This is a genomic window from Nesterenkonia sp. K-15-9-6 (assembly GCF_052656005.1).
This window is the reverse complement of the sequence record NZ_JBQYEY010000015.1, coordinates 62528-87723: the sequence shown is the minus strand read 5'-3', so window position 1 is coordinate 87723 and position 25196 is coordinate 62528. Positions and strand designations below refer to the sequence as shown.

Annotated in this window: 25 protein-coding genes; 7 read left to right on the top strand and 18 right to left on the bottom strand. The window is 70.7% G+C overall.

From position 1 onward, the window contains the following. Positions 1 to 139 precede the first annotated feature (139 nt). Positions 140 to 994, bottom strand: a complete 855-nt coding sequence (locus SD455_RS10855; RefSeq protein ID WP_445508103.1) for a lysostaphin resistance A-like protein — start codon at positions 992 to 994, stop codon at positions 140 to 142. 202 nt (positions 995 to 1196) lie between these two features. On the opposite strand from SD455_RS10855, the gene SD455_RS10850 reads away from it, so the two are divergent. Continuing rightward, complete coding sequence (locus SD455_RS10850; RefSeq protein WP_445508102.1) at positions 1197 to 2060, top strand: EamA family transporter; 864 nt, start codon at positions 1197 to 1199, stop codon at positions 2058 to 2060. 51 nt (positions 2061 to 2111) lie between these two features. Here SD455_RS10850 and SD455_RS10845 read toward each other — a convergent pair whose 3' ends face one another. After that, a complete protein-coding gene (locus tag SD455_RS10845) occupies positions 2112 to 3167 on the bottom strand; it encodes an Lrp/AsnC family transcriptional regulator (RefSeq protein ID WP_445508101.1) in 1056 nt (351 codons plus the stop codon). Positions 3168 to 3238: 71 nt separating this feature from the next. Here SD455_RS10845 and SD455_RS10840 point away from each other — a divergent pair, with 71 nt between their 5' ends. The 3 genes from SD455_RS10840 to SD455_RS10830 all read left to right on the top strand — a co-directional run bounded on the left by SD455_RS10840 (position 3239) and on the right by SD455_RS10830 (position 7118). Beyond that, complete coding sequence (locus SD455_RS10840) at positions 3239 to 4432, top strand: amidohydrolase (protein WP_445508100.1); 1194 nt, start codon at positions 3239 to 3241, stop codon at positions 4430 to 4432. Next, positions 4429 to 5796 (top strand): DUF3100 domain-containing protein, encoded by a 1368-nt coding sequence (locus tag SD455_RS10835; protein WP_085437449.1) that lies wholly within the window; start codon positions 4429 to 4431, stop codon positions 5794 to 5796. The genes SD455_RS10840 and SD455_RS10835 overlap by 4 nt, the downstream gene beginning before the upstream one ends. 110 nt (positions 5797 to 5906) lie before the next feature. Further along, positions 5907 to 7118, top strand: a complete 1212-nt coding sequence (locus SD455_RS10830; RefSeq protein ID WP_445508099.1) for an MFS transporter — start codon at positions 5907 to 5909, stop codon at positions 7116 to 7118. A 27-nt stretch (positions 7119 to 7145) separates the two neighbouring features. On the opposite strand, the gene SD455_RS10825 is transcribed toward SD455_RS10830, so the two are convergent. From SD455_RS10825 to idi, 9 genes are all read right to left on the bottom strand, one after another. After that, positions 7146 to 7988: a hypothetical protein gene (locus SD455_RS10825; protein ID WP_070161015.1), complete on the bottom strand. Its 843-nt coding sequence runs from the start codon at positions 7986 to 7988 to the stop codon at positions 7146 to 7148. A 68-nt stretch (positions 7989 to 8056) separates the two neighbouring features. After that, positions 8057 to 8521, bottom strand: coding sequence for a pyrimidine dimer DNA glycosylase/endonuclease V (locus SD455_RS10820; RefSeq protein WP_070161013.1), 465 nt, complete (start codon positions 8519 to 8521; stop codon positions 8057 to 8059). Between the two features lie 2 nt (positions 8522 to 8523). Continuing rightward, positions 8524 to 9753, bottom strand: coding sequence for a ferrochelatase (locus tag SD455_RS10815; RefSeq protein WP_344682103.1), 1230 nt, complete (start codon positions 9751 to 9753; stop codon positions 8524 to 8526). Positions 9754 to 9833: 80 nt separating this feature from the next. Continuing rightward, positions 9834 to 10682, bottom strand: coding sequence for a prenyltransferase (locus SD455_RS10810; protein WP_445508098.1), 849 nt, complete (start codon positions 10680 to 10682; stop codon positions 9834 to 9836). Continuing rightward, on the bottom strand, positions 10679 to 11032 hold the full coding sequence (locus tag SD455_RS10805; RefSeq protein WP_445508097.1) for a lycopene cyclase domain-containing protein: 354 nt from the start codon (positions 11030 to 11032) through the stop codon (positions 10679 to 10681). The genes SD455_RS10810 and SD455_RS10805 overlap by 4 nt, the downstream gene beginning before the upstream one ends. Then, on the bottom strand, positions 11029 to 11367 hold the full coding sequence (locus tag SD455_RS10800; protein WP_237090032.1) for a lycopene cyclase domain-containing protein: 339 nt from the start codon (positions 11365 to 11367) through the stop codon (positions 11029 to 11031). The genes SD455_RS10805 and SD455_RS10800 overlap by 4 nt, the downstream gene beginning before the upstream one ends. Continuing rightward, complete coding sequence (gene crtI / locus SD455_RS10795) at positions 11360 to 12940, bottom strand: phytoene desaturase family protein (RefSeq protein ID WP_445508096.1); 1581 nt, start codon at positions 12938 to 12940, stop codon at positions 11360 to 11362. The genes SD455_RS10800 and crtI overlap by 8 nt, the downstream gene beginning before the upstream one ends. Continuing rightward, positions 12937 to 13830 (bottom strand): phytoene/squalene synthase family protein, encoded by an 894-nt coding sequence (locus tag SD455_RS10790; protein WP_445508095.1) that lies wholly within the window; start codon positions 13828 to 13830, stop codon positions 12937 to 12939. Before SD455_RS10790 ends, crtI begins: the two co-directional genes overlap by 4 nt. Next, a complete protein-coding gene (idi, locus tag SD455_RS10785; protein WP_070161005.1) occupies positions 13827 to 14396 on the bottom strand; it encodes an isopentenyl-diphosphate Delta-isomerase in 570 nt (189 codons plus the stop codon). The genes SD455_RS10790 and idi overlap by 4 nt, the downstream gene beginning before the upstream one ends. Positions 14397 to 14460: 64 nt before the next feature. On the opposite strand from idi, the gene SD455_RS10780 reads away from it, so the two are divergent. Further along, positions 14461 to 15018 carry a MarR family winged helix-turn-helix transcriptional regulator gene (locus SD455_RS10780; protein WP_070161003.1) on the top strand — a complete coding sequence of 186 codons (558 nt, stop codon included), beginning with the start codon at positions 14461 to 14463 and terminating at the stop codon, positions 15016 to 15018. On the opposite strand, the gene SD455_RS10775 is transcribed toward SD455_RS10780, so the two are convergent. Beyond that, entirely contained in the window at positions 14969 to 16450 is a 1482-nt protein-coding gene (locus SD455_RS10775; protein ID WP_083277603.1) for an SDR family oxidoreductase, read from the bottom strand. The two genes, SD455_RS10780 and SD455_RS10775, sit on opposite strands and share 50 nt — an antisense overlap. Before the next feature lie 116 nt (positions 16451 to 16566). Here SD455_RS10775 and SD455_RS10770 point away from each other — a divergent pair, with 116 nt between their 5' ends. Further along, positions 16567 to 17490: a GNAT family N-acetyltransferase gene (locus tag SD455_RS10770; protein ID WP_083277602.1), complete on the top strand. Its 924-nt coding sequence runs from the start codon at positions 16567 to 16569 to the stop codon at positions 17488 to 17490. Here SD455_RS10770 and SD455_RS10765 read toward each other — a convergent pair. Continuing rightward, entirely contained in the window at positions 17483 to 18382 is a 900-nt protein-coding gene (locus SD455_RS10765) for an alpha/beta fold hydrolase (RefSeq protein ID WP_070160999.1), read from the bottom strand. The two genes, SD455_RS10770 and SD455_RS10765, sit on opposite strands and share 8 nt — an antisense overlap. A gap of 46 nt (positions 18383 to 18428) precedes the next feature. Here SD455_RS10765 and SD455_RS10760 point away from each other — a divergent pair, with 46 nt between their 5' ends. Then, a complete protein-coding gene (locus tag SD455_RS10760; RefSeq protein ID WP_445508094.1) occupies positions 18429 to 19025 on the top strand; it encodes a CGNR zinc finger domain-containing protein in 597 nt (198 codons plus the stop codon). An 18-nt stretch (positions 19026 to 19043) separates the two neighbouring features. Here the strand turns inward: SD455_RS10760 and SD455_RS10755 are convergent, their stop codons facing one another. The 5 genes from SD455_RS10755 to SD455_RS10735 all read right to left on the bottom strand — a co-directional run bounded on the left by SD455_RS10755 (position 19044) and on the right by SD455_RS10735 (position 25149). Then, positions 19044 to 20312 carry an endo-1,4-beta-xylanase gene (locus tag SD455_RS10755; RefSeq protein ID WP_445508093.1) on the bottom strand — a complete coding sequence of 423 codons (1269 nt, stop codon included), beginning with the start codon at positions 20310 to 20312 and terminating at the stop codon, positions 19044 to 19046. A gap of 61 nt (positions 20313 to 20373) precedes the next feature. Next, on the bottom strand, positions 20374 to 21183 hold the full coding sequence (locus SD455_RS10750) for a MerR family transcriptional regulator (RefSeq protein WP_445508092.1): 810 nt from the start codon (positions 21181 to 21183) through the stop codon (positions 20374 to 20376). 47 nt (positions 21184 to 21230) lie between these two features. Continuing rightward, the gene (locus SD455_RS10745; RefSeq protein ID WP_070160995.1) at positions 21231 to 21692 is read right to left on the bottom strand and encodes a GyrI-like domain-containing protein; all 462 of its coding nucleotides are present in this window, start codon (positions 21690 to 21692) and stop codon (positions 21231 to 21233) included. Positions 21693 to 21840: 148 nt separating this feature from the next. Continuing rightward, positions 21841 to 22932, bottom strand: coding sequence for an alkene reductase (locus tag SD455_RS10740; protein WP_445508091.1), 1092 nt, complete (start codon positions 22930 to 22932; stop codon positions 21841 to 21843). Positions 22933 to 23037: 105 nt separating this feature from the next. Continuing rightward, positions 23038 to 25149, bottom strand: a complete 2112-nt coding sequence (locus tag SD455_RS10735) for a glycoside hydrolase family 127 protein (RefSeq protein ID WP_445508090.1) — start codon at positions 25147 to 25149, stop codon at positions 23038 to 23040. Between the last annotated feature and the right edge of the window lie 47 nt (positions 25150 to 25196).

The following is a 25196-nucleotide window of genomic DNA, read 5'->3' as shown; positions in this document are numbered from 1 at the left end:
CGTCAGATATCTCTCTGCGTGCCACAAGGACAGACTCGCCGACGACCGACGCTCCACCCTTTAGCAACACGCCCTAGGGCCCTCCTTCCAGCCCCGTGGACGCCTTCGCTCTGTGTGGCTGCTCAGGAAGCGTCGGGGCTCATGTCGCCCACTCCGGTGTGCTCCAGTTCACGGGGCCGCGCCAGAGCAATGCCGCCACCGTCGTCGCCGCACAGAACGCCAGGACCGCCGTGGCGAGCGTGAAGATCGCCTCATCGTCGACCTCGATGGCCGCATAGTGCGAGGAGAGGACCAGCTGCATCGTCACCTGGAATGCCAGGTGGAATCCGATCGGGCCCCAGATCGAACCGGACATCACCCGCAGCAGCCCCACCACGACGGCCATCGCGAAGAACATGACGGACCGCTCGAGGAGCACGCCCCACCCGGCGGTGATCACCCACAGGACGGTGCCGAAGGCGGAGAACAGCAGAGCCTGCACGACGACGGCCACCCAGGGCGCCATCACATCCGCCAGATTCCTGTAGATGTACCCGCGGAAGATGAGCTCCTCAGGGAACGCCTCGAAGACGAACACCAGCAGGATCAGCAGCAGCACAGCACCCAGCAGCTCCCCCGGCGCCGCGTCGACACGGATCTCCACCCAGCCGAACAGGACCACCGCGGCAAGTCCGATCCCGGCCGGCAACACCCAAGTGAGCATCCCGCGCACCAGGTCCGTCAGAGCCGTGCTCCACCCCGGAAGGCCCAGGGTGGCCAGCGGCCGCCTATCGATCAGTCGACGCAGGACCACGACCATCGGCACTGCCAGGAGCAGCACGCCCACCGCATTGGCCACATGCCGGCCCAGCGTCATCTCGTCTCCCCACCACAGGGCCGTCAGGTGGGTGACGGAGACCCAGATGGCCAGACAGCCGAGCACGGTCACGCTCAGCCTCGCGGGAAGAGACAGTCGAGGGGGCGGCATCGTCGAGACCTGCGTTGCTTCTTTCATGAGGCTCACGCTAGGCGGAGGCCTCGACGCGTGCAGGTGCCGAAAGTCACGAGCGTGGTCCGGTGTGCAGCGCGCCGTCCCCTCCCCCGGGCGGCGCCTGAGCGCTGCGTCCGAATCGATCCGGACCCTCAGGTAGCCTCTCGACTGTGACGACCGATTCCAGGCGCACGGACCCCCACGGCCCAGGGCTCGAGGCCCCAGAGTGAGCACCGGGGCCCTGGCGCTCATCCTCACCGCGGCGGTGTTCCACGCGGTGTGGAACCTCGCGGCCAAGACCGCCCGCGGGGACACCGCGGTGTTCGTGTGGTGCTACTTCACGCTCGGCGGGCTGCTCTGCCTGCCGGTGGGCCTGGTCCAGATGCTGCGCACCGGTGCCGCCTACGGCTGGGAGCTGGTCGCCGCCGCCCTGGTCAGCGCGGTGATCCACATCGGCTACGCCACACTGCTGCAGACCGGGTACCGCCGAGCCGATCTGGGTGTGGTCTATCCGGTGGCCCGTGGAGTGGGACCGGTGCTGACCATGGTGGTCGCCGTCGGTCTGCTGGGCGAACGCCCGGGCATCGCCGCCCTGACCGGAGGCGCGGTGGTCGTGGGCGGGATCCTGATCGTCACCGGCCGGCGTCTGCTCCGCCGCGGCGACCGCCTGCGGACCGGCCTGCTCTACGGCAGTGCCACCGGTGCCGCCATCGCCGCCTACACCCTGTGGGACAGCTTCGCCGTGACCGCCCTGGGGCTGGAGCCCATCCTGTACTTCGCATTGAGCAGCGTGCTGCAGTCCGCCGTGATGCTCCCCTGGGTGCTGCGCCGGCGCAGCCTGATCCGTCCCACCTGGCGCACAGACCGCCGTCCGGTGATCGTCGTGGCCGTACTCTCCCCGCTGGCCTACATCCTGGTGCTCTATGCGATGACGACGACGCCGGTCGCGCTGGTCGCCCCGGTGCGGGAGTCCTCCATCGTGATCGGAGCGCTGCTGGCCTGGTGGCTGTTCAAGGAGCCGGACCCCGTCAGGCGAACCCTGGGAGCCACCGTCGTCTGCGCCGGGATCGGGCTGATCATCTCCGGGTGACAGGACCGTCGCGGCGGCCGGACACGGCGTCGGGGCGGGGCCGCACGGCGCTCACCACCCGTGTCGGCCGCCGTCGCCCCGCAGCGGCACGGTCCCGACGGCGAGGCCTCGGGCGTCCAGCAGCCGGCCCACCAGCTTGACCGGGCGCAGCACCACGCTGCGGTCGATGACCTCCATCCAGGGCAGCAGCTGGGTCAGGCGCCTCTCGAGGCGCTGACCGTCGGCCACGGTGCGCAGCCAGGCGGCGACGATGACGTTGGCGGGCCCGGTGGTGGACAGCACGGCGCGCAGCTCCGGGATCCCGGAGAGCACCTGACCGGCCTCGTCGATGTGGGCGGGCGGCACCCGTAGGAAGAACCACTCGAGGACATGCCACTCGGTGAGCCCCCGGGCGACCTCGCAGCGCAGGCGCAGCGCCCCGGCGTCGGTCAGGCTGCGCAGGCGGCGTCGCACGGTGCTCTCGGAGACGTCGAGGTCCTCGGCCAGGCGCTGGACGGAGCGTCGGCCGTCCACGGAGAGCTTCTCCACGAGCTTGCGCTCCAGAGCGTCCATGGTCGGAGCGGAGGTCGAACCGGGGGGAGGCAGGGCGCTGGAGATCCGGCTCTCCTCCCGCGACGTGAGGCTGCGCAGCCTCCACCGGCTGGCATCCAGGTACACCCGGGTGACCACATGGCTGCGCACGGATTCGACCTCGGGGATCTGCGCCACCCGTTCGAGCAGGTAGCGGCCGAGCGCCAGCTGGTCCGGGCAGGTGACGGTGATGAGCAGGTCCCGGCCGCCGGCGGTGACGTCGATCGTCATGGCCGCCGCATCCTCGGCCAAGGTGCGGGCCGCCTGCAGGATGTCGCCGGCGCGGCAGACGACCTCCAGCACGGCGATGGCGGAGTCCCGCCCATGCAGCGGCTGGCAGGAGACCCAGGCGGCACCGGAGGACTCCAGCCGCTCCCAGCGCCGGGCCACTGTGGTCGGGGCCGCGCCGAGGGCACGGCCGAGCTCGCTCCATCCGGCCCGCGGACTGATCTGCAGCGCCTGAATCAGACGAAGATCATTCTCCTGCAGCCTGATCGGATCCTGCACATCCGGGACATCACTGACGGAATCCTGCACCTGAAACCTCCTGATGCCGCTCGATCCTACCGTGGCTGTGACCAGGATCACCACTATCGAGAGGTCCTCCGATGCCCTCACCCCACCACCGCGCCACCCAGTCCGTGCTGCAGATCCGCGAGCGCCTGACCCGTCTCAGCCATGACATCCACGGCCTGGCCGAGACCTCCTTCGAAGAGCACCGCAGCGCCGCCCGGCTGCGCGACGAGCTCGCCGACGCCGGATTCGCCATCACCGCACCGGTGGCGGACCTGCCCACCGCCTTCACCGCCCGGTACGGCACCGGCGACTTCGTCGTCGGGATCTGCGCCGAGTATGACGCGTTGCCCGAGATCGGCCACGCCTGCGGGCACAACGTCATCGCCACCGCCGCCGTCGGCGCCGCCATCGGACTGGCCGCCGTCGCGGACGAGCTCGGTCTCACCGTGGAGGTCGTCGGCACCCCCGCGGAGGAGCACGGCGGCGGCAAGGTCCTCATGCTGGAGCGGGGCTGCTTCGACCACCACACCGTGGCCCTGATGGTCCATCCCGGCACCGTCGACGCCGATCCGGTGGAGACCGCCTCCCAGGGGGTCGCGCGCTTCGCCGTCACCTTCACCGGGCGTGCCGCCCACGCGGCGGCGGCCCCCACCGACGGCGTCAACGCCGCCGACGCTGCCGTCGTCGCCCAGGTGGCGGTGGGGCTGCTGCGCCAGCAGGTCCCCGCCTCCTCCCGGATCGGCCTGTTCGTCCGCGACGGCGGCCAGGCCACCAACATCATTCCGGAGCGCACCGTGGTGGACGTCGAGGTCCGCGACTTCGACCTCGAGGCGCTGCACAGCCTGCGTCGACGTGTGGAGGACTGCTTCTCGGCCGGCGCTCTGGCCACCGGCTGCCAGATGCAGGTGGAGGAGACCGAGCCCCTCTATGCCCCGCTGCGCCAGGACCCCCGGCTGGCTGGACCCTACCGTGACGCGGTGCGGGCACTGGGGCGCCGCCTCGCGGACACCGGCGGACTGACCGGTGGCTCCACGGATATGGGCAACGTCTCCCAGCATGTGCCCGCCATCCACCCGATGATCGATGTCGACGGCAGCGGCGCACCGCCCCACACTCGTGGCTTCGCCGACGACGCCGTCTCCCCCGGAGGCGACGCCGCGGCCGTCGACGGCGCCATCGCCATGGCCCAGACCATCATCGAGGCGGCCTCCGACGCGGACCTGCGGGCCGAGCTGATCGCCGAGCAAAGGGCCCGGGCCCCGTTCACCGAGGGGGTGCCGGCATGAGGTCCCGCGCTCCCCGCTCCGTGACGCCCCCGGAGAAGCACCCGAAGAAGTCCTCCGAGAAGCCCTCTGAGAAGCCCTCGATGCGCTCCCGTGCGCGCCTGTGGATCCCCCTGCTGCTGGTCGGTGCGCTGCTGACCGTGCTGGCGGAGCTGATCGGCGCCCAGGAGGTCGGCGTGGGCATCGGCACGCTCACCCTGCTGCCACTGATCTGGGGGCTGCTGCTGGGTGCCACGGTCAGCCTGCAGAAGGTGCGGCCCTTTCCGGAGGGCGCTCAGAGGATCGCCTCGGTGGCCATGCAGATCGGCGTGCTGCTGCTGACCACCCGCCTGGCCTTCATGGTCGGAGAGAACCTCGATCTGCTCGTCCAGGTGGGGCCCGCGCTGGTCCTGCAGGAGATCGGCAACCTGGCCACGATCCTGATCGCCATGCCCCTGGCAGTCCTCCTGGGCATGCGCCGCGCCTCGGTGGGTGCCACGTTCTCCATCGGCCGTGAAGGCTCCTTCGCCATGGTGGGCGAGCGCTACGGGACCGAGTCCCGCGAGATCCGCGGCGTGCTGGCCATCTACATCTTCGGCACCGTCTTCGGTGCCCTCTGGATCGGCCTGCTGGCCTCCATGCTGGCCGGCACCGGGTGGTTCAATCCGCTCGCCCTGGCCATGGGCTCCGGCGTGGGATCAGGGTCCATGATGGCCGCCGCCTCCAACGCCGTGGTCGCCCAGTTCCCCGGCATGGAGGGCGAGATCCTCGCGCTCGCAGCGATGAGCAACCTGCTCAGCTCCGCGCTCGGCCTCTACATCGGCGTCTATGTGGCCCTTCCCCTGGCCGACCGGTTCTACCGGCTCCTGACCCGCCGCCGTCGTGCTGACGAGGGCGAGCAGGCCGAGGAGTTCCTCAGCGGCGTCGAAGTGTCTGCGCAGAAGGTGGAGGCGCCGGTGCAGCGGGTCCACCCTGCCGCCCTGCTGGCCCTGTCCACCGTGCTGACGATCGCCGCCCTCTGGGCCCACGACGGCGCGGTCACCCTCTCGGCGCTGCCGGGGATGGGCCTGATCGTGGTCTTCGTGGTGCTGGGCCTGCTGGCCCGCCGCTTCCTGCGCATCTCCGCGATCGTGACGGCGATGACCCTCGCCATGGCTGCCTCCACGCCGTGGTCCCCCGTGGCGGACACGGTGCTGGCGCTGGTGGAGCCGGTGGCCTTCCTCCCGATGACCACCTCGGTGCTGGTGCTGGCCGGGCTGGGCCTGGGGCGCGACGCACGGATCCTACGCTCCGTGGGCTGGAAGATCGTGCCTGTGGGGCTGGCGGTGTTCACCGCGACCTTCCTGGCCTCGGTGCTCATCGCTCAGGGGGTGCTGGGGGTCGGCTGAGTCGGACGGCCCGACCGGCGGGAACGGAGCGGGCGACAGGTGGTGGCCAGATGGTGAGATGACGTCCGCGGGCGCATCGACGACGCCGCCGATGGGCGATGATGGGTCCCGTGCGTCCCTCCTCCCGTCTGTGGCTTCTGCTGCTGGTCCTGACCTCGATGCTGGGCCAGTTCTCGGTCAACATGATCCGCCCGGCCACCACGTACAAGGTGGACGCCCTCGGCGGTGACGCCGCCGTCGTCGGACTCGTAGCGGCCTCCTACGCCATCGTCCCCCTGGTGATCGCGATGCCTGTCGGGCGCCTCATCCAACGCATGGGCACCGTGGCCGGCCTGATCGGCGGGGGCCTGTGCGTGATGGCCGCCGGAGCGGCGGCGATCGCCTTCTCCTCGGCGGTGTGGGGTGTGGTCCTCGAAAGCGCCGCGCTGGGCCTGGGGCAGCTGGTCTTCGCCATCGGCGGGCAGAGCGGGGTGACCCGCGCGGCCGATCCGGCGAAGCGCGATGCGGCCTTCGGCTGGTTCACCGCCGCCGTCTCCGCCGGTCAGATGCTGGGGCCGCCCGTGGCCGGATGGATCATCAGTGCGCCCGAGGACGTGGGGACCGGCATCGACCTGTCGATCCTCGCCGGAGGTGCGGCGGCCCTGCCAGGAGCCCTGCTGCTGTTCCTCGCGCTGTGGCGGATGCGCCGCCACGCACACGGCGCCCCGGCGACGGGCGTGGCCGCCTCAGCCCGCGACGGCGAGCCGAAGGCCTCCACGCGGGCGATCCTGCGCACCCCGAGGGTGGGCTCGCATATCGCCGCTTCCGCCGGACTGCTCGCGCTGACCGACGTGCTGGTGGCGTTCCTTCCCCTGCTGGGCCAGCAGGCCGGGCTGAGCCCGTCCGAGGTGGGGCTGCTCCTGGCCCTGCGCGGGCTGGGCTCCCTGGCCTCGCGGATCCTGCTGGGCGGACTGGTGCGCCGGATCTCTCGGGAGGTGCTGCTGGTGCTGTCCCTGCTGCTCTCCGCCATCAGCTTCGCCGCCATGCCCTTCACCACCGGGACCGTCGCCATGGCCGGCGCCCTGATGGCGGTGGGCGGATTCTTCCTGGGGCTCGGTCAGCCGCTGACGATGACGATGGTCACCGCCGCCGTCCCCGAAGGTTGGAGCGCCCCGGCCCTCGCCCTGCGACTGATCGGCAACCGGCTGGGCCAGGTCGCCATGCCGGCCGCCGCCGGAGCTCTGGCCGGGCCGGTGGGCCCGGCGGCCGCCGTCTGGCTCGGGGCCGCTGTGTTGCTGGTCTCCGGAGCTGATCAGCTGCGGCATCTGCGACGGCGCAGCTGAACGGCTGAACCTCTGGGCGAGGCCGGTTCAGCGCCCGAGATCGTAGGGGTCGTGATACCCCTCGGGCGTCTGCGGCGGGTCCTGGTGGCCCTGCCAACCGTGCTGCTGACCGTGCTGCTGACCGTGCTGCTGCGTCTGCTGCTGGTCCTGTCCCTGGCCTGACCTGTACCAGCCCTGCCGCTGCGCCTGGGACCAGCCGGACTGGTCCGGCTGGTCTGACCCACTGTGGTAGCCGTACCGAGCGCGCTGGCCGGGATGCCCCGACTGGCCGGAGTTCCATCCGACGTCGGGCCCCCAGCCCTGGGGTGCGCCGTGGCCGCTGCGCTCCACCGGCACACCCAGGAACTCGGCGACCCGCCCGGCCTCCTCCACGAGCGCCTGCTCACGCTGGAAGAAGCTGCCGCGCCGATTGACGCCGATCAGGATCTCCCCGCCATCCTGCAGGCCCAGGCTCATGAAGGTGACCAGGTCGCGCCGACTGCCGTTCCTGCTGCGACTGATGCGGACCTCGGTGTGGAGCCGGACCACTCGCACCTGGTGGGCGGTGAACGTGTCGTCGCGCCGCTGGATCCCGTACCAGCGGCGGAAATGTGCCTCAGACTCCCCATACGGGCGCAGCGTGGCCGAGACCTTCTTGCTCGCACCGAAGATGCCGAATCCCACGGTCAGGAAGATCATCGGGTGGAGCAGGAACAACCACGCCAGGTGGCCGATCTCCGCCAACGCCCCACCGGCCAGCGCCATTCCGATGACGGCGGTGCCGATGCTCGCCCCGAACACTCCGATGGCCAGGCCCAGCCAGGCGCCGAATCCCTTGGTGCTGCTGCGCAAGGTGAGTGTGCCGTGCTCCGGCCCGTGATCGATCCGCATGACACCACAATACTGGCGCTTCTGACGCCCCTCCGTCCGCTCCCCGTCGAGTGGGGCCGACCACGCCGTCAGGGGCGCTCCCAATCCTCCACGCCGCCCGGCACCTCGGTGAACAGTGGATGCACCGGCCACGGTGACCCGTCTCCGTCTGGGCACGTCGCCGCCCACTCGGCCAGCAGCTCCGGGGAGCGGCGAGCCAGTTTGGCCCGGAGGTGGTCGGCTTCGAAGGCGAGCTGCCCGGAGGTCACGGGGATCGGCGTCGTCACGCGCTCGGCGGAGCCCGCCGCTGGGAGGTCGATGCGGTCGACATCGAACCGGTATCCGCGCACCCCGGCCTCCTGGTGGAGACCGGTGAGGTAGGCGGCGATGGCCGCCTGCGGGTCCTCCTGAGAGCGGAAGCGTTCCAGCTGAGGATGGCGGGTGTAGCCGCGGGTCCGCCCGAGCAGCACGGCCTGGGCCAGCAGGGCCTCGCGCCAGCAGGCGATGAGACCCTGCCGGTCCAGCAGGCGGGGATGCAATGACCAGAGCCGCATGACTACGGCGCCACCCCGGCCGCGGCGGGGCTGAACCCCCGGCGGACGTTCTCGCAGCATTCAGGGCGGCAGACGTCGTACCAGGGCCCGAGGTCGGTGACATGCGGTCGGTCCGCGGCCGGGACAGCGTGGATGCGTTCCTCGAGCAGGTCCACCAGGCTGGCCACGAAGGCTCCATGCACCCCCGGGGTGGGAGTGCGCACAGCACGAAGACCGGCCTGCTCGGCGGCCTCCATGGCTTCTTCGTCCAGGTCCCATAGGACCTCCATGTGGTCGCTGAGGAAGCCCAGCGGGACCACGATGACGGCCTGCACGCCCTCCCCCGGAAGCTCGGCGATCCGGTCGCAGACATCCGGCTCCAGCCACGGCTGCGAGGGTGGGCCGGAGCGCGACTGGTACACCAGCTCCCAGGCGGTGGTCTCCTCCGCGGCTCCCTCCTCGCGCAGCTGCTCCATGATCTGCCGGCCCACGGCACGGTGCTGGGCGGCGTAGGCCCCGCCGTCGCCCAGCCCCAGCTCGCGGGGTCCGGAGCGCTCCGCGTCGGCAGTGGGGATGGAGTGGGTGGCGAACAGCACCCGGACCTGCCCGCCGGTGAGACCTTCGGCGGCGAAGCCACGGACGGCCTCGGCCACGCCCTCGGCGAAGGGCTGGACGAAGCCGGGCACGTCGAAGAACTGCCGCACCTTGTCGATGCGCACGACGCCGGCCAAGCCCGTCTCCAGCACGGCACGGGCGAAGTCCTCCCGGTACTGGCGGCAGGAGGAGTAGGAGCTGTAGGCACTGGTGGCCACCGCCAACAGACGGGTGTGGCCGGCCTCGGCGGCCTGGGTCACCGTGTCCTCCAGGTACGGCGCCCAGTTGCGGTTTCCCCAGTAGACGGGCAGCTGCAGGCCGCGGGCACGCATCTCCTCCTCGATGGCCTGGCGCAGCTGGCGGTTGTGCTCGTTGATGGGGCTCACCCCGCCGAAATGCCGGTAGTGCGTGGCCACCTCCTCCAGCCGCTCATCGGGGATGCCCCGTCCGCGGGTCACGTTGCGCAGGAACGGGATGACGTCCTCCTGGCCTTCTGGGCCGCCGAATCCGGCGAGCAGGACGGCGTCGTAGTCCTGGGCGGCGGTCACATGCGGTGCCCCGTCCGCCGAGGCGTCGGTGGCGAAGGGGACCTCCCCGGGACGGATCGCGGCAGACGAGGTCTCCACCGGCTGCGGGGACTTCGCGGGCGTGTCAGACATGATGGTGCTCCTTCTCTCGGGTGTCTCAGACGTCTCGGGACGTGTCAGGACGTGTCAGGGTGATGAGTTCGATGTGGCGGTCATGCGGCCTGGATGAGCAGGATGGTCAGCGCCGCGCCGGCGGCATAGTTCAGCCGGAGGAAACGCCGCCACCCCCGATGCGCCTGGGCAGCCTCGGCGTCGCCGATCGACCGGTAGGGCAGGGCCAGGGCGATGTAGGGCAGCACCAGCAGCCCGGCGAGCGCCCCGGGCCATCCCGTCCCGATGACGATCACTCCGGCGGCGGCCCAGAGCGCCAGGGCGAACCTGACCGTCCGACGGGCGCCGAAGACCGTGCCGATCGAACTGATCCCCGCGGCGCGGTCCGGCCCGATGTCCTGGACCGCGCCGAAGGCGTGGCTGGCCATCCCCCAGAGCAGGAAGGCCCCCAGAGCGCACACCACCACGGCGTCGATGTCCGCACCGGCCAGCGCAAGCCCGTAGGCGGCTGGCGTGACGAAGTGCAGGCTGGAGGTCAGCGAGTCGAGCACCGGGACCTCTTTGGTGCGCAGCGGCGGAGCCGAGTACGCCACCAGCGCCACCAGACTCACGCCCAGCACCATCCAGGAGCTGGGGCCGCCCAGGATCACCAGCACGACGACGAACGGCAGCACCAGTGCCGCACTGATCACCAGCAGGGGCCGATGGCGGCGGACGTCCAGCAGGGCCCCCTCCGCTCCGCCCTTGCGCGGATTGGCCAGATCTGAGGCGTGGTCGTAGACGTCGTTGATGCCGTAGAGCGCGAGGTTGTACGGGACCAGGAAGAACACCGTGCCGATGATCAGCGCGGGATCGAGGCCTCCGCCGGCGAGCAGCCACGCCGCGGCGAAGGGGTATGCCGTGTTGATCCAGCTCAGCGGGCGGGAGGCGCGCAGCAGGTCGGCTGTCATGCGGCCTCCCTCTGGGTACGGCGCGGCCCCAGCAGGGTCCAGAGCGCAGGCAGCAGGATCACGGCGGCCACCGGATAGGCGAAGTCTTCGATCGGCGCCAGCCCGAGGCGCAGTCCAGAGATGCTCTCCTCCGCATAGCTGAACAGCCCGACAGCGATCATGAGGTTGTCGAAGACCGCCGTCAGCAGCACCAGCACGAGTCCGCCGAGCGCGGCCGCCGGCATGAGCCGACCCGTGCCGTCGGCCGCAGGGCGCCCCCGCCGGGACCGCACTCCGGCGGCCGCTGACGCAACCGTGACGGCGACCCCCAGGAACACCAGGCACAGCAGAAGATACGTCCACTCGGTCATGCGCGCCCCCTCCCGGTCAGCAGCTGCTGAGACCCCAGGGTGACCACCATGGCCAGGTGGCACAGGAACAGCAGAAAGATGAGCTCCTCCAGTGGCAGCTCGGGAGCCAGCATGACGCCGGTCATGAAGGGGGCGGGCCCGTGGAGGAACACGCCCAGGGCGATCCCGGCCAGGTCCCAGGCCAGGAAGAACACCGTTCCGAGAGCCAGCACGGCTCCGGCCCGCAGGGGGCTCCGAAAGAGGAAGAGCCTGAAGCGGGCATCCACCAGGAGTATGCAGCCCCAGGAGACCAGCAGAGCGATCAGGTAGGCCATGCTCATCAGCGTCTCAGGCATGGACACCCCCGGTGAGCGCCTCCGGGCGAGCCGGGCGCCCACCCCGCAGGGAGCTGCGCACGAGCTCAGCGCTGATCAGGCACATCGGCACGCCGATGCCAGGCATGGTCGTCGCTCCTCCGTAGAAGAGGCCCTTCAACCTCCGAGAGCGGACGGGGCCCCGGAGGAAGGCGCTCTGCCGCAGCGTGTGGGCGGGACCCAGCGCTCCGCCGCGCCAGGCTCCGAAGTCGCGCACGAAGTCCGCCGGTCCGATGGAGCGTCGCACCACGATGCGGGAGGCGAGGTCGTCGATTCCGGCCCAGTCCGCGATCTGCCGGATGGACTCATCGACCATCTGCTCCACGGGAAGGTCTCCGGCACCGTCGACGCCTCCGGCGCCCAGGGCCGGGTCTGCCCGCGTGGGCACCAGCACGAAGAGGTTCTCGTGGCCGGGCGGAGCGACGTCGTCGGTGGCGCTGGGGCGGCACACGTAGAGCGAACGCGGCGGCCCTCCCGCCGGTCGTGCACCGGAGATCTCGTCGAACCCCTTCTGCCAGTCCCGGGTGAAGAACAACGAGTGATGGGCCAGCTCGGGCAGGGCGCCCCGCACACCGAGCAGGGCCAGCACCGCTCCCGGCCCCGGATCCCGGTGTCGCCAGGACCTGGCCGACCGGGTGCGGTGCTCCGGAGGCAGCAGGGCGGTCTCGGTGTGATGCATGTCGGTCGTGGAGACCACGACGTCCGCGGGGAGGAATTCATGCCGCCCGTCGGATCGGCCGATGTGGACTCCCGTGACACGCCCCCGGGAGGCCGTGATGCGCCGCGCCCGGCAACCGGTCCGCAGCCGGGCCCCCTCGCCCTCGGCGAGACTCGCCACCGCTCGCACCACCGCGCTGAACCCGCCACGGGGGTGCAGCACCTGCTGGTTGATGTCGAGATGGCTCATCAGGTGGTAGAGGCTCGGTGCGGAGCGCGGCGAGGTTCCGAGGAACACAGCCGGGTAGCCCAGGATCTGTCGCACCCGGGGGTCATCGGTATGACGGGCGATGAACGACTCGAGCGGCTCGGTGAGCATCCGCAGCAGAGTCGGCAGCCGGCCGAGCAGCGCCGGGTCCACGAAGTCGGAAGGTCGCTCGTAGCTGGAGTAGAGCAGGCGCTCCGTGGCCAGGCGACTGGTCCGTGCGGCCGAGCTCAGGTACTCGGGCAGACGTCCAGGAGTCGTTTCCAAGGCCTGCAGCGCCTGCAGCGAGTCATCGGCCGGCAGGTCGAAGGGATTCGGGTCGTCCTCGAAGAAGACCCTGTACGCGGGGTCCAACGGGAGCAGTTCGAGCTGCTCCGCGGTGGAGGTCCCCAGCTGCGCGAAGAATCGGTCGAAGATCTCGGGCATCAGAAACCACGAGGGGCCGGTCTCGAAGCGGAAGCCCTCGTGATGCCATTGCCCCGCTCGACCTCCGAGCTCGGCATGCGCCTCGACCAGCGTCACGTCCAGGCCGTCGCGAGCCAACAGGGCGGCGGTGCCCAGACCCGCGAATCCTCCGCCGATGACGACGGCGGTGCGCGTCCGCGAACCCCGCTGGCCGCGGGCCGGCCTCACCTGCGTCCTCCCCGCACCACCGGGAGCAGAACCTGCAGGAGCAGCTGCAGCCTGACCCGTCGGGGCACGGAGACCCGGCGCCGCTTCAGCTCAGCCACGGATGTGTGCCGCAGCCGGGCGGAGACCTCTTCGAAGAGCCGCGTGGCAAGATCGGTGGCACGACGCGCCCCTGGGGGCAGCAGGGGGATCGCGCGACGGGCCTCCCCGAGGTCGGCCTCGATGTCTGCCAGGATCTCGATCTTGCGGGCCTCGCTGAGCTCACCCGGCACGGCGCCGGGGAAGTAGGCCCTGCCGAGCTGTTCGGCGTCCTCGTGCAGATCTCGGAGGAAGTTGATCTTCTGGAAGGCGGCACCCAGCCGGGCCGCACCTGTCTCAAGCTGGGCCATCTGATCCGTGGTCGGGGCGGTGTCCTGCAGGAAGACCCGCAGGCACATGAGGCCGACCGCTTCCGCCGAGCCGTGGACATAGCGCCGGTACTGCTCCTCGCTGAGCGAGTGGACCGGCTCCAGGTCGCGGCGCATGGACCGGAAGAAGGCCTGCACCAGGGCCTTCTCGACGTCGGCTGCACGGGCCGCGGAGGCGAAGGCGTGCACGATGAGGTTGCTGCTGAAGCCGGTGCCCATGGCGGAGATCGTCTCGGTTTCCAGGGTGTCGAGCACCTCGCGTCTGCTGTCGGCGTCGAGCCCGGCTTCTTCGGCGGTGCCGTCGACGATCTCATCGGCCACGCGGACCAGCGAGTAGATGCTGCGGATGGCGGCACGGGTGCCGGGCGGCAACAGTCGTGTCGCAGTGCCGAAGGACGTGGAGTACTCGTCGATGACACGCGAGGCCGCGCTCTGCGCCGCCTGCGTGTACAGGGTCAGTCCGCTCAGCCCGGAGTCTGCGCTCATGGAGAGCCCTCTGGGGTGTGCGGGGACTCGCCAGCTCCCCCATAGAGCGCCATCGCAGGCACCTGCAGGACCAACCACGGGCTGAAGGCCCACGGCGCGGCGTCGACGGCGGCGCGCAGCCGATCGGTGGAGGTCCATCTCCAGTCGAGGACCTCGTCCGGATTCGGCACCGGGTCTCCGTCCAGGGCGGCTGTGACGACGGGGCAGATCTCGTGCTCCACCACACCGGAGGCGTCCACGGCACGATAGGAGAAGTCGGGCAGCACCGGCGTCACGTCCGTCACCTCGATGGTCAGCTCGTGACGGGCGTGGCGCACCACGGCCTCCTCCAGGCTCTCCCCCGGGGCGGGGTGGCCGCAGAAGGAGTTGGTCCACACTCCGGGCCAGGTACGTTTGGTCAGCGACCGTCGTGTGACCAGCACCTGACCGAGAGGATTCGTGAGATGGCAGGAGAAGCCCCTGTGCAGCGGCGTGTGCGCCGTATGCACTGCGCTCTTCAGAGCCGTGCCCAGGGGCCGCCCGTCAGGCGCGACGAGCACGACGTGCTCCGATAGACGGTCATCCATACGCCACCCCAATCATCTAGCCTGGTTAGTATCTAACTTGGCTAATAATAACCGAGGTATCTCCATGATGCACACCGCCGACCCCGCCGACCACCCCAAGGACCCCTCCATGATCGACCCCCGCGTGATGGACCCCGCGGGGGAGATCGTGCCCCACGCGCACGTCGACGAGGAGGAGATGGATCAGATCGTCGCGGTGCTGGACGCGATGCGCCGCTGGCGCACGGTGGAACGCAGGATGAGCGAAGCCTCGCGGAAGTACATGAAGCTCGGGGAGACCGACATGCGGGCCCTGCGCTACCTCATCGCCGCCCAACGGCACGACCGGCTCGCCACGCCGAGCGACCTCGCCCGCCACCTGGGCGTCTCCACGGCGTCGGTGACGAAGATGCTGGACCGCCTGGCCGCTCACGATCACATCCGCCGCCTGCCCCACCCGGAGGATCGGCGCAGCACCGCCATCGCGGTCACCGAGCAGACGCAGCGCGTCGCCCGCGAATCTGTCGGACGCAGCCATGCCGGGCGGTTCCACGCTGCGGCGGCGCTCTCCCCTGACGAGCGAGAGGTCGTGATCAGGTTTCTCGACGCTCTGTGCGCGACCGAGCCTCCGCCTCAGCAGTGAGCCGCGCCGCCATGGTCCGGAAGATCACCGCATGGAAGGGTGTCAGCGCCAGCCAGTAGAGGCGTCCGGCCAGTCCGGAGGGGAAGAAGATCGCGCGCTGCGTGTACCGGGATCCGCCGTCGCCGTCTGCGTCGACGGCGAACTCCAGCCACGCCTGGCCGGGGACCTTCATCTCCGCACGCAGGCGCAGCAGACTCCCCGGATCCAGCCGCTCCACCCGCCACCAGTCGACCACGTCGCCGAGCTGCAGAGTCTCCCTGCTGCGACGCCCTCGGCCCAGCCCCACGCCCCCGATGAGCTTGTCGGCAATGCCGCGCAGGCGCCACGCCTTCGACAACGAGAAGTACCCCTTCTCGCCGCCTATCCCCTGCACCACGGCGAAGACCTTCTGTGGTGAGGCTGTGGTGCGGACCGCCCGTTCATCACGCAGCACGGTGCGACCTGACCACTCCGGGTCCGACGGCAGCGGCTCGGACGGCGCCTCCAACGGATGTGCGGCCGCCCACGTGGTCTCCACCCGGTCGGCGGTCATCTTCTCCAGCGCGAGGTCCACGGCGACCCGATACCGGGTGAGCCCGGCCTCCGGGGGTGGGATGAGCTCGTCGATCCCCCGCTCCTGGACCACGCAGTCGTGCTGGAGCGACTGCACCAATGGGATCGCCAGGGACCGTGGGATGGGTGTGACGAGGTTGACCCACTGCGCCGCCAACCAGGGGGTCAGCACCGGCAGCGGCAGCACGGTGGGCTCACGCAGCCCGGCGGCGCGAGCGTAGGTCTTCATCAGCTCGGCGTAGGTGTGCACATCGGGACCACCGATGTCACACCGTCGGCTGGCCGACAGCTCGACGTCTGCGGCACAGGTCAGATAGTGCAGCGCGTCACGGACCGCGATGGGCTGGATCCGGTTCATCACCCAGCGAGGCGAAGGCATCACGGGCAGCACGTCGGTCAGGTGCCGGATCATCTCGAAGCTGGCCGAGCCGGAACCGATGACGAGCCCCGCCTGCAGCGTGAGGGTCGGGACTCCGCTGGCTTCCAGGATCTCGCCGACCTCGACCCGAGACCGCAGGTGGGGACTGAGCTCACCGTCCGGGTGCAGGCCCGAGAGGTAGACCACCAGCCGGACGCGCGCCAGCGCTGCGGCCTCCCCCACGGATTCGGCGCACCGCTTGTCCGTGGCGGCGAAGTCCTTTCCGCCGGTCATGGAGTGGACCAAGAAGTAGACCACCTCAGCATCGGCACACAGCCTCCGGGCCGCCTCCGCCTCGGAGAGATCGCCCTGGACGACCTCCACCTCGTCACGCCAGGGCACGTCCCTCAAGGATTCCGCTCGACGGGTGAGCACCCGCACCGTATGACCGGCCGCGAGCAGCTGGGGCACAACTCGACCACCGATGTATCCGGTCGCTCCTGTGACAGCGATCAGTGCCATGGACATCCTCCTCCGGTCTCTGAGCAGGTGATGGCTCACGGTAGCACTGGCCTCAGCCGCAGCTCGCCGGCCCAGCCGTTGCCGGCTCGACGTCGACGGCCTATCGTCGTCACGTGATGACTCCTGCACCCAGCCTCGCACCGCGCTTCCGTGACGCCACGCGGGAGGACCTGCCCCGCATCGTCGAGCTGATCCGGGACGACGCCGTCGCCGCCGAGCGCACGGGCACGTACTCTCCGGCGCATGAGCGGGGCTTCGACGCCGTCGTCGCCAGTGAGAACGATGAGCTGATCGTCGCGGAGCTCGACGGCGAGGTCATCGGCGTCATGCAGCTGACGTTCATCCCGGGCATCGCCCGCCAGGGTGTGACCCGGCTGCATGTCGAGGCGGTCCGAGTGGATCGGCGCCTCCGCGGCCAGGGCATCGGGGAGAAGATGATGCGCCACGCTGAGGATCGCGGCCTCGCCCGGGGCTGCGGACTGGCCCAGCTGACCTCCGACGTCGTGCGGCAGGACGCGCACCGCTTCTATGAGCGCCTGGGATACGCCCCCTCCCACGTGGGGTTCAAGAAGCACCTCTCCCCGGTCGAGCTCCATGAGGTCACGGTGGACGACCCGCTGGCTCGGCAGGCCCAGCAGGCCTATGTGACAGAGCTGCACGAGCGGTTCGGCTTCACCCCCGGCCCTCTGGACGTCCCGGAGCCGGGTTCGCGATATCTGGTGGCGGTGTGCGAGGACCGGCCGGTGGCCTACGGCGGCATCCGTCCCGCCGTCGGCCGTGCCGGGGCGATCATCGACGGCGCCGCGGAGATCAAGCGCCTCTGGGTTGATCCACAGCGGCGCGGCGCCGGCCTCGCCTCCCGGCTGGTCCGGCGGCTCGAGGAGCTGGCCCGAACCGCCGGGCACCGCAGGGTGCTGCTGGACACTCACAGCGCGCTCAGCGAGGCGATCGCCTTCTACGAGCACGCCGGATACCGGCGGGTCGACCCCTACAACGACAGCGCCTCCGCCGAGCTGTACTTCGCCAAGGACCTCAGCTGAGCCCCGCCGGCGTCTCCCGCCGAGAGTGTCTGCCCCAGAACCCCGTGAGCTCGGCGGCCAGCTGTTCCGGCTGCTCCTCCGGGATGAAGTGCCCACAGTTCTCCATCCGCCGAGCCTCGAGCAGCCCTTCACCCTGGGGGCCTGTGCCGATGTAGGGGCGCCACAGCTCATCGACAGCCACCTGGGAGGCCAGCCCCTGGGCACCCCACAGCGCCAGGGTCGGCACGGTGACGCGGCGGCCCGCTCGAAGATCCTCCTCGTCGAGAGCGATGTCCTCCCAGGTCGCCCGATAGTCGTCGAACCCGGCACGCATGGCACCGGGCCGACGGAACGCCTGCACGTACTCAGGGATCCGGGGCTCGACCCGATCCCGCCGGAGCGTCCACCGCTGGAAGAAGTACCGCAGGTACTCCTCCTCCCGGCCGGAGGTCAGCAGCTCGGGAAGGTCGTCCTGCATGTGGAACAGCCAGTGGAAGTAGCCGGCGGCTGTGCGCGTGGTCCCGCTGAACATGGCATGAGTGGGCGCGACGTCCAGGACGGTCAGAGTGTGCAGCCTCTCGGGATGGTCCACCGCGAACCGATGGCCCACCCGCGCGCCACGGTCGTGCCCCACCAGATGCACCCGCTCCAGGCCGAGGTGGTCGAGCAGTTCGACGACGTCGGCGGCCATACGCCGTTTGGTGTATCCCTCGGTGGGCTTGTCGGTGAGGCCGTAGCCACGTAGGTCCGGTGCGATGAGGCGCCTGCCGTCGGCCAGCAGTGGGGCCAACTCGTCCCAGCAGGCAGAGGTCTGCGGCCAGCCGTGGAGGAGGAGCGCTGCCGGCTCGTCGGACTGCTGACCATGCTCCTGCCAGTGCATGCGCAGTGACGGGAGGTCCGTGAGATGCGTCATGACCTCACACTAACCCGTTCAGACGGTTAGTCAATAGGATGGCCCCATGACACCTGGCGCCGAGGTTCGAGACTGGCTGTTCTACGGCGGCTCATCCGCCCTGGACTTCGTCAACACCCTGCGCGATCGGGCCACGACCCCTCGCGAGACCCTGCCTGACGCGGAGAGCCTCGCCGGGTGGTTCAGTACGGCGGGGATCGAGGGGTGGGCGAACACGACCTCGCAGCCGCCGACGCCGGCCGAGCACCAGGCGGCCCTGACGCTGCGGGACGCAATCGACGCTGTGCTCGCCCCGGGCCGCACACCCACTCGTGAGCACGTGCTGCTGGTCAACGAGCACGCGCACCATGCTCCGCTGCGCGAACTGCGTCTCGATGAACCGACCACCGTGGTGGTGGCGGGATCAGGGACCGCGGCGGGATCAGGGACGGCGGCGGCGCTGGGCGCACTGGCTCAGACCGCCATCGAGGTCATCGCCGCAGGCGAGCTCCCCTGGGTCAAGATCTGCGCGCACACTCGCTGCGGCCTGCGCTATCTCGACCGCTCACGCGGGCGACGGCGCCAGTGGTGCTCGATGGAACGCTGCGGCAACCGCGCCAAGGCAGCTCGGCACGCACGCCGAGGCCCTGCCGCCGGCCCCTGAGCCCACCGCCCTGCGGCCTCAGCCCACCACGACGTCGGCGGTCACCTCTCCTGGCGCGTCGACGTCGAGGACCGCGCTCACGCCCCCGACGGTGAGCTCATGCTCACCCAGGAATGCGTCGAGGCGCAGGCGACCGTCGTCGTCGGTGCGGACCGTGGTCTCCGGGGTGCGCCATTCTTCGGTGACGAGCTGGCGGAGCCGGTGATAGGCGGGTTTGGGCGAGCCGTCGGGGCGCAGCAGCCCGCCGGGGGCGCCGAGCCACATGCCACGGTCGGGCAGGCCCCAGTAGGTGATGGACTCCACGGAGGGATGGGAGTACAGGGTCCGGTAGTGCCGTTCGAGGTCCTCGGCCTGGCGGTGCTCCCCCTCCTCCGTGGTGGGCCAGTGATCCACCTGCCAGTCGTTGAGGTCCCGGATGTGTCCGGGCATGAGATCGCCGGACAGGATCGTGGTCTCGGTGAAGTGCAGCGGGATCCCGTAGCGGGAGAACCGGTCGAGCACCTCCAGGGTCTTCTCTTCGCCCCAGGCCCCCTGATGCATGTGGGACTGCAGGCCCAGCGCGTCGATGCGGATCCCGGCCTCCAGCGCGCCTTCGATGAGGCACTCATAGGCCGTGGACATGTCGAAGTCGTTGAGCAGCAGGGTAGCTCCGGGGTCTGCGGCGCGCGCCTCCTCGAAGGCCAGCCGCATCATCTCGATGCGGCCCCGCTGGCGGGCCAGCCGGGTGACGCCGTTGTCCTCGGCGGTGAACACCGGCATGATCACCACCTCGTTGATGGCGTCCCAGGTGTCGATGAGCCCAGAGAAGGCCTCCACCTCACGGCGGATCCGTCCCCGCAGGGCCCGCTCGATCTCCTCGACCTCCAGGTCCAGCAGCCAGGGGGCGCAGACGGTGTGCCACACCAGCGGGTGGCCCTTGACCTTCACCCTCTGCTCGGCGAACCAGCGGGCCGCGGCGAGCAGGCGGTCGGTGCGCGGGCGGCCCCGCTCCGGTTCGAACATGCCCAGGTAGAACGGGAGGGTGGCCCGGTTGAACACGGCCAGCCACTGATCGGCCAGCGCCGCGTCATATCCGGGGTCCTGGGACTCTCCGATGATGTGGTCCACCAGCTCGAAGCCGATGCAGCCGAAGCCGAAGGCCTGGCTGCGCTGACGGACCGTGACGTCCCGGTCTGCCAGCGGGGCGCCGTCGCCGTCGGTGAGCGTGGCGGTGACGAGGGCGCGACGATGCGCGAGGCTGGGATCCGGCGTGCGGCCAGGGGCGGGCGGAGCGAACAACAAGGTCATACCGCCAGTCTTGCAGAATCCTGTGACGCGCCCCACAGTGTGTCATCGGGACTGCTGAGCATCAGCCAGCAGGCGTGACAGGCTGCTGCAGCTCGACGACGAACTCGTCGCTCCGCCCCGACTCGTCGGCCCGCAGGTAGAGCTCCCGACAGGGACCCGCCGGCTCGGCGCCGCGGGCGACGACCTCGGTGTGCAGCGCCTGCCAGCTGGACGCGATCCCGGAGATCTCCCCCAGATGCGTGCTGCAGAACGCCTTCTCCACCGCCGGCAGCGAGACGATCTCCACACCGTCCCGCGGCTCGCCGTCATAGGCGTAGCCGACGATGACGTGCAGCCCGCGCTCGTCCAGGCTGTAGCTGGCCACAGGGGTCTCCAGGGCGCCCGGGATATGACCGATGACCGCGGCCACGGCGTCGAAGGCAGGGCCCACGACGCCGGCCACCTCCGGTTGGTCCCGCACGACGGCGGTGCGGGCGGCCAGCCGCAGGGCGGGCAGGGACTTGGTGACGATCTCGACGGTGGGCATGGCGTGCTCCTCTTCGATCAGGTGGAGCCGTCGCTCGACGTCGGCGAGACGTTCCGACGCGATCCGGTGCTCCCGCTCCAGCTCGTGACGACGACGGCCGAGCATCCGCGCCAGCTGGGCGACGTCGACGCCGTCCTCCAGCAGAGCGGAGATCTCGTCGATGCCGAAGCCGAGCTGGCGCAGCGCCACGATGCGGTGGAGCCGGTCCAGCTGCTCCGGATCGTAGGACCGGTAGCCGGTGGTCGGCTCCACGTGGGCGGGCACCAGCAGTCCGGCCTGGTCCCAATGCCGCAGCATGCGGTGGGTGACCTGACCGACCTGGGCGAAGGCTCCGATGGACAGCATGGGTCCATCACATCGTCTGACACAGTGTCAGAGTCAACATCCAGGGCTCAGTCGGCCGGGATGACGGGCTGCTGCAGCTCGGTCACCCAGTCGTGCTGGTCCTCGGACTCGGCGCGCAGGTAGAGCTCACGACTGGGGCCGCCCGGGCGCAGCCCCCGGGCCTCCAGCTCGGCATGCAGGGCCTGCCAGCTCTCCGCGATGCCGCTGACCGGGCCATAGTGGGCGGTGCACAGCGCGTGGCTCTCCTCGGGCAGCTCCGCGATCTCCACACCGCCGCACGCCTCCCCCTCGTAGACGTAGCCGACCACGATGCGCAGCCCGTCCGCCGTCCAGGAGTAGCTGGCTACGGGCGCATGCAGGGTCCCTGGTGTGTCGCCGATGATGCCCGCAATGTGGTCGAATGCGGCGCCGACCGCCTCCCCCACCTCCGACCAGTCGCGGACGGTGACGGTCCGGGCTGCCAGGCGCAGCGCCGGGAGCGGCTTCTGGAGGAACTCGGTGATCGGCATGACTCCATCACACCGCTGAGCAGGGTGTCCCCGTCAACAGCTGGCCGCCTCGGCGCCAGGCACGAGCTGGTGGTTGCTGGCCGGAATACGGCCGACCCGGCCCGGTCTCCGGCATCGGCCCCGGCTCACGGGCCCGACGCGAGGCGGGTCAGCCCTGCCAGGCGGGGTAGTCGGTGTAGCCGCGGGCACCGCCGACGTAGAAGCTCTCGGGGCGGGTCTCGTTCTCCCCGAGGTCCTCCTCCCAGCGGCGGAACAGGTCGGGATTCGCGATGGCCGCGCGACCGACGGCGACGGCGTCGACGGTCCCCTCCGCGGCCAGCCGCAGCGCCTCCTCACGGGTGGTGACCACCCCGAATCCGCTGTTGCCGACCAGCGGGGCACCTGCGACGCGTCGGAGGGTCTGCACGAGGGCGCCGGCGAGGTCGGCGCTGAGGACGTCGACGAAGGCCAGACCCAGGGGCGCCAGTCCCTCGGCGAGCGCGGTGTAGGTGGTCAGCGCGTCGGCGTCGTCGGTCTCCAGCGCCCCCTGGATGTCATGCTGCGGGGACAGACGGATGCTGGTGCGGTCGGCGCCGATCGCCTCCGCCACGGCGCGGGTGACCTCCACGGAGAGCCGGGCCCGGTTCTGCGGGCTGCCGCCGTAGTCGTCCTCCCGCTGGTTGGAGGTCGGGGAGGTGAACTGGTGGAGGAGGTAGCCGTTGGCCCCGTGGATCTGGACCCCGTCGAAGCCGGCCGCCCTCGCGTGCTGAGCGCCCTGGACGAAGGCCTCCACGATGCCGGGGATCTCCTGGTTCTCCAGCGCATGCGGCACCGGGTGCTCCGCCTTGCCCTCCGGGGTGCGGATCTCCCCGGGCGCGGCGATCGCACTGGGAGCGACGACCCGTCCGGTGCCGCTGAGCAGCGGGTGGGAGATGCGCCCGCCGTGCATGATCTGCAGCACGATGGTCCCACCCGCCTCATGGACGGCGTCGGTGACCTTCCGCCAGCCGTCGATGTGCGCCTGGGTCTCGATGCCGGGCTGCCCCACCCAGGTGCGCCCCTCCCGCACGGGCCAGGTGCCCTCGGTGATGATCATGCCCAGGGAGGCGCGCTGTGCGTAGTGCTCCACCTGCAGGTCGGTGGGGACGCCGTCCTCATCGGCCCGCAGGCGGGTGAGCGGAGCCATCACGAGGCGGTGGCGCAGCTCCAGGGCGCCGAGCGTGAGGGGCGACAAGAGCTTCTCCTGGACGGCGGTGGTCATCTGCACGGTCCTTTCACCGGGGCGGGTCGTTCCACCGGCAGACAACCACGACGGCGGCGGGCTGATTCCTCGCCGTGCCGGAGTTCACAGCGGATGCTCCGCGGCTCAGCGGGACTCTGACGCGGGGATCCAGACCCGCATGGCGCCGCCGCCGCGGTTGCCCCACAGGCCGAAGGGCACCAACGGAGCGGTGAACCGCTCCCCCGGCTGACCGGCGTCGCCGTGAGGGGGATAGAGCGCGTCCTGTGCGTCATCGTCCCCCGCGTCATCGTCCCCCGCGTCGCGGCGGACCCGCAGCGGGACGACGACGGCGGGCGCGCCCAAGACCTCGCCGCGCACCTCTGGTCCGCTCGCGCCATCACGCTCCACACCTTCCAGCTCGACGTCCTCCAGCTCGACGTCCTCCAGCTCGACGTCCTCCAGCTCGACGTCCTCCAGCTCAGCTCCCAGGGCGAGGATGCGCTCCGGCAGATCGACGGACTCCAGCGCGTAGACCACCGGTCCGCGCGTGATCACCCGCTGTCCGCGCAGCGCGTCGGCCCGGTGGTGCGCACGCCGGACCACCACCGGCAGCTCGAACTCCACCTCCAGCGCCGTCAGACCCACCGGGAGGTGCAGCCAGCCGTCCCGCACCGCCGCGCCGTGGGGAAGCGCAGCAGGACCAGTCGGCCCCGCTCCATCACCCAGCTGGGCCCCGTCGGGGATCCGGACCCGCACCGGCACCGGGCATCCGTCACCCGCACTCCCCTCCGCGCCCGCACTCCCCTCCGCGCCCGAGTCCGCGTCAGCGCCCGAGCCCGCACGAGTCTCCGCAGTGAAGCGCAGTCGCAGCGTCCCGGTCCAGGGCAGCCCGGACTCCACGGTCAGCACCCCGGAGGAGCCCTCGGCCGCCACGGGGATCTCACCGGAGACCGCCATGAGCAGCGCGAGGGCGCCGTCGTCGGTATGGGCCGCGGCGGCATGACGCAGTGAGGCCAGCAGCCGAGCGAGGTTGGGCGGGCAGCACGCGCAGTCGTACCAGGCGGCACGCCCGCTGGGGGCCTGCTCGTGCACCCCGGTCCGATGGGTGCGCATCTGCAGCGGACAGGAGTAGAAGAACCGCGTGCCGTCCTCGTCCACGGCCGCGCGGATCGCGTTGTACAGGGCGCGGTCCATCGCCCGACCGTACCGGGCCTCGCCGGTGGCCAGCAGCAGGCGCCAGCTGAGCATCCAGTCGGCGATCGCCGCGCAGGTCTCCGCATAGCCACGGTCGGGCGGGACCTCATAGGGATCGCCGAAGGACTCGTCCCGGTGGCGGGACCCCATTCCGCCGGTCACATGCGCCTTGGTCCGGTGGGCGGACTCCCAGAGCCGCACCACCGCGGCCAGCAGCTGGTCGTCCTGGGTCTCGACGGCGACGTCGGCCGCACCTGCCAGCAGGTAGAGCTGACGCACGGCATGCCCCGCGGCCTCCGGCGCCTGACGGACCGGAACATGGTCCTGGAAGTAGGCGGCACCGAACCCGTCGGGGCCGAGCGTGTCATGGCCGCGAGCCTCCACCATGGCCGCGGCGAGCTCCAAATACTCGGGGGCCCCGAGGACGCGGTACAGATCCACCAGGGCTGACTCCGCCTCGGCGTGTCCACAGACGATGTGCTCTCCCGCGCGCCAGCGCCGCACCACCAGCTCCACGAACCGCTCGGTCAGCGCGATCAGCTCGGTGCGGGCGGCGAGCAGCTCCGCATCGGCGGCGATCTCTGGGCCCGCCGGTTCCACGTGTGCCCAGGCCACCGCCGCCTGCGCCAGATGGCCGAGACAGTAGAGCTCGTGGTGCCAGCGCATGTTCTCCCACGGGACGCGCCCGTCGGTCTGGCAGAAGGAGTTCAGATAGCCGTCCTCCCGCTGCGCCCGGGACAGCAGGGCGACCGCCTCGACGGTGAAGGTCCGCAGCTCCACGTCCAGCGGCCGACCTCGCTCGGCCGCCCGCTGCGTCTCCCAGCCGACCGCCTCCAGCACCTTGTACACGTCAGAGTCGGAGAACAGGAACCCGACCCGGGGACCCTGGTGCTCACCGGTGACCCGGCGCAGGTTGTTCAGGGCCCCGTGGACCTCCAGCTGCTCGATGCAGTGCGGCAGGGTCGCCGTCCGGTTGGTGTGTTCCCACCGGCCCAGCCAGCTCTCCGGGGCCAGGTGCACACCGTGCACGGAGCGTCCCCAGGCGGCGGTCATGTCGGTCATCTGTGCTGTCCTCGTCTCGCTGCTCATCTGTCTCCTGCGCACGGATG

Coding starts and splice junctions, on each gene's coding strand:
- SD455_RS10855 (WP_445508103.1), bottom strand. CDS start 994: ATGAAAGAAGCAACGCAGGTCTCGACGATGCCGCCCCCTCGACTGTCT.
- SD455_RS10840 (WP_445508100.1), top strand. CDS start 3,239: ATGCCCTCACCCCACCACCGCGCCACCCAGTCCGTGCTGCAGATCCGC.
- SD455_RS10835 (WP_085437449.1), top strand. CDS start 4,429: ATGAGGTCCCGCGCTCCCCGCTCCGTGACGCCCCCGGAGAAGCACCCG.
- SD455_RS10825 (WP_070161015.1), bottom strand. CDS start 7,988: ATGCGGATCGATCACGGGCCGGAGCACGGCACACTCACCTTGCGCAGC.
- SD455_RS10820 (WP_070161013.1), bottom strand. CDS start 8,521: ATGCGGCTCTGGTCATTGCATCCCCGCCTGCTGGACCGGCAGGGTCTC.
- SD455_RS10815 (WP_344682103.1), bottom strand. CDS start 9,753: ATGTCTGACACGCCCGCGAAGTCCCCGCAGCCGGTGGAGACCTCGTCT.
- SD455_RS10810 (WP_445508098.1), bottom strand. CDS start 10,682: ATGACAGCCGACCTGCTGCGCGCCTCCCGCCCGCTGAGCTGGATCAAC.
- SD455_RS10805 (WP_445508097.1), bottom strand. CDS start 11,032: ATGACCGAGTGGACGTATCTTCTGCTGTGCCTGGTGTTCCTGGGGGTC.
- SD455_RS10800 (WP_237090032.1), bottom strand. CDS start 11,367: ATGCCTGAGACGCTGATGAGCATGGCCTACCTGATCGCTCTGCTGGTC.
- SD455_RS10790 (WP_445508095.1), bottom strand. CDS start 13,830: ATGAGCGCAGACTCCGGGCTGAGCGGACTGACCCTGTACACGCAGGCG.
- idi (WP_070161005.1), bottom strand. CDS start 14,396: ATGGATGACCGTCTATCGGAGCACGTCGTGCTCGTCGCGCCTGACGGG.
- SD455_RS10780 (WP_070161003.1), top strand. CDS start 14,461: ATGATGCACACCGCCGACCCCGCCGACCACCCCAAGGACCCCTCCATG.
- SD455_RS10775 (WP_083277603.1), bottom strand. CDS start 16,450: ATGGCACTGATCGCTGTCACAGGAGCGACCGGATACATCGGTGGTCGA.
- SD455_RS10770 (WP_083277602.1), top strand. CDS start 16,567: ATGACTCCTGCACCCAGCCTCGCACCGCGCTTCCGTGACGCCACGCGG.
- SD455_RS10765 (WP_070160999.1), bottom strand. CDS start 18,382: ATGACGCATCTCACGGACCTCCCGTCACTGCGCATGCACTGGCAGGAG.
- SD455_RS10760 (WP_445508094.1), top strand. CDS start 18,429: ATGACACCTGGCGCCGAGGTTCGAGACTGGCTGTTCTACGGCGGCTCA.
- SD455_RS10755 (WP_445508093.1), bottom strand. CDS start 20,312: ATGACCTTGTTGTTCGCTCCGCCCGCCCCTGGCCGCACGCCGGATCCC.
- SD455_RS10750 (WP_445508092.1), bottom strand. CDS start 21,183: ATGCTGTCCATCGGAGCCTTCGCCCAGGTCGGTCAGGTCACCCACCGC.
- SD455_RS10745 (WP_070160995.1), bottom strand. CDS start 21,692: ATGCCGATCACCGAGTTCCTCCAGAAGCCGCTCCCGGCGCTGCGCCTG.
- SD455_RS10740 (WP_445508091.1), bottom strand. CDS start 22,932: ATGACCACCGCCGTCCAGGAGAAGCTCTTGTCGCCCCTCACGCTCGGC.
- SD455_RS10735 (WP_445508090.1), bottom strand. CDS start 25,149: ATGACCGACATGACCGCCGCCTGGGGACGCTCCGTGCACGGTGTGCAC.